The organism is Streptomyces sp. ISL-99, assembly GCF_018614005.1.
Lineage (GTDB): Bacteria > Actinomycetota > Actinomycetes > Streptomycetales > Streptomycetaceae > Streptomyces > Streptomyces flavidovirens.
Map to the genome: position 1 here is coordinate 1 of NZ_JAGGPC010000102.1, position 6,767 is coordinate 6,767.

The window sequence follows — 6,767 nt, forward strand, 5'->3', positions numbered from 1 at the left end:
CTTTCGTGTCCGACTTCCTCGGTGCTTTCCAGTTCTTCGCTTTCGCGTTTCCCTTTCCGGCGATTCCGACTCTATCAGTCCTTTTCCGTTTCCCTGACCAACGTTCTGCGGGCATGCTGAACGTCGGATCCGAGATAAGGTCTGGACTTGACGGAAGCTGCCGACCCGCGACCCACAATGGAGTGCGTGCTGGTGTCAGGCAGGACTACGAGAGTACATCGCTCCCGCAGACGAGGCAAACCGTTGCCGGTGCACCCCTAGGTCCGCCAAGCGGCAGCTCTCGTGCGGAACCGGTACTTCTAGTGACTTACCCTTCTCAAACAGTACGCCCAGTACGCCGTCCTGGGGTAGTGGCGGCGGCACTCGAATCTCTCCACCCCTGGGAGGCCCTATGACCAGCGTGACGTCCCCTCTTGCTGGACGCGCCATCGGACTCGCCGCAGTCCCCGACCCGGTGTTCTCCGGTGCGATGGTCGGTCCCGGCACCGCGATCGACCCCGTACGTGAGCCGTCGGAGGCTGTCGCCCCCGTTGCCGGTGTCATCGTCTCCCTGCACCCGCACGCGTTCGTCGTCGTCGACGCCGACGGGCACGGAGTCCTGACGCACCTGGGCATCGACACCGTGCAGCTCAATGGTGAAGGCTTCGAGCTGCTCGTGAACAAGGGGGACACGGTGGCGCGCGGCCAGGCCGTCGTGCGGTGGAACCCTGCAGCCGTCGAAGAGGCCGGCAAGTCGCCTGTGTGCCCGATCGTTGCTCTCGAGGCCACGGCCGACTCTCTTGCCGACCTCGTCGAGGACGGCGACGTGAAGTCCGGCGACGCGCTCTTCAGCTGGCAGTGACGTCGGCGCCGTAATGGCGGCCCGCGGGTACGACATCCATCGCGGGGGGACTGGACAGGGTCCCGCCGCAACTATCGGAGACGGTGAAATGGAGACAACGCTGCGAGGCGTCGGCGTGAGCCACGGTGTGGCGATCGGCGAGGTCCGGCACATGGGCACGGCGGTTCTGGAGCCGCCGGCCAAGCAGATTCCCGCGGAGGAGGCGGAGCGCGAACAGGGGCGCGCCCGCCAGGCCGTGGAAGCTGTTGCAGCCGACCTGATTGCGCGGGGCAACCTGGCCGGCGGCGAGGCACAGCACGTGCTCGAAGCGCAGGCCATGATGGCGCAGGATCCCGAGCTCATGGCTGATGTCGATCGCCGCATCGCCGTGGGAAGCACGGCCGAGCGTGGGGTGTACGACGCATTTGCCGCCTACCGGGCTCTGCTGGCCAATGCCGGCGAGTACCTGGCGGGTCGTGTCGCGGATCTGGACGACGTGCGGAATCGTATCGTCGCCCGTCTGCTGGGCGTGCCGATGCCCGGTGTGCCGGACAGCGACGAGCCATACGTACTGATCGCGCGGGATCTCGCTCCCGCCGACACGGCGCTGCTCGACCCCACGCTGGTTCTGGGCTTCGTGACCGAAGAGGGCGGGCCGACCAGCCACAGCGCGATTCTGGCGCGGGCTCTGGGTGTGCCTGCCGTGGTGGCTCTGCCGGGTGCCGGTGAGCTGGCCGAGGGCACGGTCGTCGCGGTCGACGGCAGCACGGGCGAGATCTTCGTCGAGCCCACCGCCGACAAGCGTGCCGAGCTCGCGGCCGCTGCCGCCGAGCGCAGGGCCGCGCTCTCGGCTTCGACGGGTCCCGGTGCCACGTCCGACGGTCACAAGGTCCCGCTGCTCGCCAACATCGGCGGTCCCGCCGATGTGCCGGCCGCGGTCGAGGCCGGCGCCGAGGGTGTGGGGTTGTTCCGTACGGAGTTCCTCTTCCTTGACGACAGCAAGCAGGCGCCGTCGGAGGAGAAGCAGGTCGAGGCGTACCGGACGGTTCTTGAGGCGTTCCCCGAGGGTCGTGTGGTCGTGCGGGTGCTGGACGCGGGCGCGGACAAGCCGCTGGAGTTCCTGACACCTGCCGAGGAGCCGAACCCGGCGCTCGGTGTGCGAGGGCTGCGGTCGCTGCTCGAGCACCCCGACGTGCTGCGGACGCAGCTGACCGCGCTGGCGAAGGCAGCCAAGGGCCTGCCGGTGTACCTCGAGGTCATGGCGCCGATGGTCGCGGACCGTACGGACGCCAAGGCGTTCGCGGACGCGTGCCGTGCGGCCGGGCTGCAGGCGAAGTTCGGCGCGATGGTCGAGATCCCGTCCGCCGCGCTGAGGGCGCGCTCGATTCTGCAGGAGGTCGAGTTCCTCTCGCTGGGGACGAACGACCTGGCCCAGTACACGTTCGCCGCCGACCGGCAGGTCGGTGCGGTGTCGCGGCTCCAGGACCCGTGGCAGCCCGCGCTGCTCGACCTGGTGGCGGCGTCGGCCGACGCCGCCAAGGCCGAGGGCAAGAGCTGTGGCGTGTGTGGTGAGGCTGCGGCCGATCCGCTGCTCGCCTGCGTACTGACGGGTCTGGGTGTCACCTCCCTGTCGATGGGTGCGAAGGCCATTCCTTATGTCCGGGCGACGCTGGCGAAGCACACGCTCGCCCAGTGCGAGCGGGCTGCCGCGGCGGCGCGTGCCACGGACACCGCCGACGAGGCGCGGGCGGCCGCGCAGGCGGTGCTGTCCGGGGAGTGACCGGCGGTTGTCGGATCGACCGAGGGGCTCTTGGCCATGTGGCCGGGAGCCCCTCGGTCGTTCAGTGGTGGGTGTCGGGGTCCTCGATCTCGAAGCCCGGGCAGTATTCGACGCCGGGCTCCGGGGATACTGGTTCGCCGGTGTCCGCGTCCGTGCAGTAGGCGCTGAAGACCTCACCGGCGGAGAGTGCGACCAGGCGGCCCCGGTGGAGTCGCCAGCCGTGGAGCCGGTCCGGTGCTCCGGGCTCGGTGGTCCTCAGTACCACTCCCCCGGTGCTCTCCACGGCGATACCGGCTGCGAGGACGGTCACGAACTCTGCGCCTTCGGCCTCGGTCAGGTGGGCCGGCTCGCCGGCGGTGCGCTCCGCGTGGAGCACGGCGAGGAGTTGTTCCTCCTCGGCCGGGACACTGCAGACGAGGTGGTGGCTGCCGGGGCCGGCCTGTTCGAGCAGGCGCGTGACGAGGCGCGACGCCCGGTCGAGGGACTCACGGCCGATGTCCTCGCCGCATTCGGCGCAGTTGCCCAGCCGGGCCAGGAGCAGGGTGGCGTACTCCCAGGTGGCCCGGCGGACCGCTTCGTTGATCAGCATGGGCACGAGGCTGTCCATGGGCTGGCCGGTATAGGGGAGGGAGGCGCCGCAGGTCGCGACTTCCGCGGTGAAGCGGGTCCGGCTCTCCGCTGTGTCCGGGTCGATTCCTGTGGCCCGGCAGAACTCCAGGAAGTCTTCGGGGTCGAAGAGCGCGACGGTGGTGTGCACGCCCTGGGCCGCCAGGGCTCGGAGCAGCCCGTCGACTTCCTGGAGGTACGCCGTGTGGTCGTCGAAGGCGAAGGTGCCGTAGCCGGTCATGAAGGCGAAGTCCTGCTCGTCGGCCAGCAGGCCCACGGTGCTGGGTACTTCGCGGCGAAGCGTGCGGCGCATGGCCTTGCTCTTGTGGTGCTTCGTGGACTTGGTGCGCGCCATGATTCCCCCTGAGCGCAGTCGATCATTGCTCACTCACCGTAACCGACTGCACTGACAACGCACTCTCCGTAAGTCAGGGGGCGCCGCTCCTCAGTGGCGGGAGCGGGCCAGCTCCTCGTAGAAGCGCAGGAGTTCGAGGTTGTCGACCGATCCCGGGTTGACCGCCTTGGTGAGTGGGGTGCCCTGGAGGAGGCGCTTGACGGGTACCTCGATGCGCTTGCCGGTGAGGGTGTGCGGGACGCCGGGGACCTCGATGATCTCGTCGGGGACGTGGCGCGGGGAGAGTTCGGTACGGATGGCCTGCTTGACGCGGGTGCGCAGGGCGTCATCGAGGGTGGCGCCCTCCGCGAGGTGGACGAAGAGCGGCATCCAGTAACCCCCGTCGGGCTCTTCGAGGCCGATGACGAGGGACTCCCTGATCTCGGGAAGACGCTCGACCACCTCGTAGATGTCCGCCGAGCCCATGCGGACGCCCTGGCGGTTGAGGGTGGAGTCGGAGCGGCCGTGGATGACCACGGAGCCGTGGTCTGTGATGGTGATCCAGTCGCCGTGCCGCCAGACGCCGGGGTACGTGTCGAAGTAGCTGTCGTGGTAGCGGCTGCCGTCGGGGTCGTTCCAGAAGTGGACCGGCATGGACGGCATGGGGTTGGTGACCACCAGTTCGCCGACTTCGTTGGTGAGCGGCTTGCCCTGCGGGTCCCAGGCCTGGAGGTCGGTGCCGAGGCAGGCGGCCTGGAGCTCTCCGATGTGGACGGGGAGGGTCGGGACCGCACCGGCGAAGCAGCTGCAGACGTCCGTGCCTCCGGAGACCGATGCGATCCAGAGGTCGGACGCGACCTCGTCGTGGAGCCAGCGGAAACCGTCGGGCGGGAGTGGGGAGCCGGTGGTGGCCACGCATCTGACGCGGGACAGGTCGTAGTCGCGCGCGGGGTGGACCTCGGCCTTGGCGCAGGCCATGACGTACGCGGCCGAGGTGCCGAAGAGGGTCGCCCCGGTGAGTTCGGCGACGCGCCACTGGGCGCCGGTGCTCGGATAGCCGGGGCTGCCGTCGTACAGGACGACCGTGGTGCCCGTGAGGAGGCCGGAGATGAGGAAGTTCCACATCATCCAGCCGGTGGAGGTGTACCAGAAGAAGCGGTCCGCGGGGCCGAGGTCGCAGTGCAGGCCGATTTGCTTGAAGTGCTCCAGGAGGATGCCGCCCTGGGACTGCACGATGGCTTTGGGGAGGCCGGTCGTACCGGAGGAGTACAGGACCCAGAGGGGATGCTCGAAGGGGACTTGCTCGAAGACCGGTTCGGTGTCGGCCGAGGTGAGGGCGGACCAGTCCAGGGCGCCTTCGGGCGCCTCTGTGCCGAGGAGCGGGATGTGGACCACGGCGCGCAGGGTGGGCAGCTCGCGGCGGAGTTCGGCGACGGTGTCCGTACGGTCGTGTTCCTTGCCGCCGTAGCGGTAGCCGTCGACGGCGAAGAGGACGACGGGCTCGACCTGCTGGAAGCGGTCGAGGACGCTGCGGGCGCCGAAGTCGGGGGCGCAGGAGGTCCAGACTCCGCCGACGGCGGCGGTGGCGAGCAGGGCGATGGTGGCCTGGGGGATGTTGGGGAGGTAGCCGCTGACGCGGTCTCCGGGGCGTACGCCGAGGGCGCGCAGTTCGGCGGCGAGTGAGCCCACCTGGCGGCGCAGCTCGGACCAGCTCACCGGTGTGGGCTCGTGGGTCTCGTCGACGTACAGGAGGGCCGGGTCGTCCGCGCGGGAGGGGTCTTCGGCCGTTCGCAGGGCGTGTTCCGCGTAGTTGAGGGTGGCTCCCGGGAACCACTGGGCGCCCGGCATGGAACGGTCGGCCAGGACCGCTTCGTACGGGGTGGAGAAGCGCACGTCGAACCAGTCGGCGACGGCCTTCCAGAAGGTGTCGAGCTCATCGACCGACCAGCGGTGCAGCGCCGCGTATCCGCCGTCGGCGGGTGCTCCGTACCGCTCGGCCGCCCAGCTCTGGAAGCGGGTGACAGCGGCGGCGGCGATACGGTCCGCGTCCGGCTGCCAGAGGGGCGCGGTGTTGGCTGCTGAGGACATGGGGGCGGCTCCCGGGCTGTACGCGATGGTGTGCGTGTGGTGCGCGCACGTGCGAAGGGTGTGCGCACGAGACGGCTGACAGGGACGATGCCACGTGATCGTCTCGCGCACCAGGGTGGGCTCCCCACAGTCGGGGATCCGGTCATGTGCGGGCACCACGGGTGAACGGCAGTTGAACGCGCCCTGTGCGCGTCCGGCCGGGTGGCAGGGTGAGCCGCATGGACGGTCATGGCCTGGTGCGCTCGGTGAAACTGGTCGGCACGGTGTGGGGGCTGCGGTTCGCGCGCTCCGCGTGGCGGCGTCGTCGTACGGATGCCTGGGGACTGCGGCAGCGGGGACCTGAGCGGGCCCGGGTGCCCGGTGCGGTGACGGGCGCGGAGCCGCAGCCGGGTGGCGGGGTGCTGCGTTTCGCCCGCTCCGAGCTGCGGGTGATGGTCGCGGCGGGAGGGGCGGTGTTCTGGGGCTGGGACGGCGCGGGGCCGGAGCCCTCGTACGCGCTCGCGGGTGCGTGCCCGGAGCCCGACCCCAGGGCGGAGCTGGAGCCCGACAAGGACGGCGGCTGGCAGGTGGTGTCGCAGCGGCTGACGGTTGCCGTCTCGCGGCACGGTGCCGTCGAGGTCCGTACACCGGGCGGCATGGTGCTCCGCCGGGACCTGCCGCCGCGCTGGTGGGAGCCGGTCGGGGGAGGGACCGCGCGGTGGCTGCAGCGCGGCGAGGTGCCGGCGGACGCGCGGTTCTTCGGGCTCGGCGGGCGTTCTTCCGGATTCCGGCTGCGGGACGGCACGTACGCCCTGTGGAACTCCGGTCCCGGCGGGCGGCCCGATCCGGGTGGTGAGCCGCTTTCCACCGCCATGCCGGTGCAGTTGGTCGTTTCCGACGCCGGCGCACATCTCGTCTTCCACGACACGACCTGGGAAGGGCGGGTGACGCTGCGGGAGGGCGAGGAGGGGGCCGGGTCGGGCCACGACCGGCCGGGCACGAGTGAGCTGCGTATGGACGGCGGGCCGCTGCGTTGCTGGGTGGTGGCGGGGACACCGGCGCGCGTGCTGCGGGGCTGGTCCGCGCTCACTGGTGCGCCCGTGCTCCCTCCGTCGTGGGCGCTGGGTCCGCAGCACGCGTGGCGGGGGTCCGGCGGCGAA

Annotated in this window: 4 protein-coding genes and 1 pseudogene; 3 read left to right on the forward strand and 2 right to left on the reverse strand. The window is 70.5% G+C overall.

Annotated elements, in window-relative coordinates:
- Positions 1 to 391 precede the first annotated feature (391 nt).
- Positions 392 to 841 (forward strand): PTS glucose transporter subunit IIA, encoded by a 450-nt coding sequence (locus J7E91_RS35555; protein WP_214911600.1) that lies wholly within the window; start codon positions 392 to 394, stop codon positions 839 to 841.
- A gap of 88 nt (positions 842 to 929) precedes the next feature.
- A complete protein-coding gene (gene ptsP / locus J7E91_RS35560; protein WP_214911601.1) occupies positions 930 to 2,600 on the forward strand; it encodes a phosphoenolpyruvate--protein phosphotransferase in 1,671 nt (556 codons plus the stop codon).
- 61 nt (positions 2,601 to 2,661) lie between these two features.
- Here ptsP and J7E91_RS35565 read toward each other — a convergent pair whose 3' ends face one another.
- Positions 2,662 to 3,561 (reverse strand): hypothetical protein, encoded by a 900-nt coding sequence (locus tag J7E91_RS35565; protein ID WP_214911603.1) that lies wholly within the window; start codon positions 3,559 to 3,561, stop codon positions 2,662 to 2,664.
- Between the two features lie 90 nt (positions 3,562 to 3,651).
- Positions 3,652 to 5,628 carry an acetoacetate--CoA ligase gene (locus tag J7E91_RS35570; protein ID WP_214911605.1) on the reverse strand — a complete coding sequence of 659 codons (1,977 nt, stop codon included), beginning with the start codon at positions 5,626 to 5,628 and terminating at the stop codon, positions 3,652 to 3,654.
- Between the two features lie 218 nt (positions 5,629 to 5,846).
- On the opposite strand from J7E91_RS35570, the pseudogene J7E91_RS35575 reads away from it, so the two are divergent.
- Positions 5,847 to 6,767, forward strand: a pseudogene (locus tag J7E91_RS35575) (glycosyl hydrolase); the annotation flags it as partial.

Coding starts and splice junctions, on each gene's coding strand:
- J7E91_RS35565 (WP_214911603.1), bottom strand. CDS start 3,561: ATGGCGCGCACCAAGTCCACGAAGCACCACAAGAGCAAGGCCATGCGC.
- J7E91_RS35555 (WP_214911600.1), top strand. CDS start 392: ATGACCAGCGTGACGTCCCCTCTTGCTGGACGCGCCATCGGACTCGCC.
- J7E91_RS35570 (WP_214911605.1), bottom strand. CDS start 5,628: ATGTCCTCAGCAGCCAACACCGCGCCCCTCTGGCAGCCGGACGCGGAC.
- ptsP (WP_214911601.1), top strand. CDS start 930: ATGGAGACAACGCTGCGAGGCGTCGGCGTGAGCCACGGTGTGGCGATC.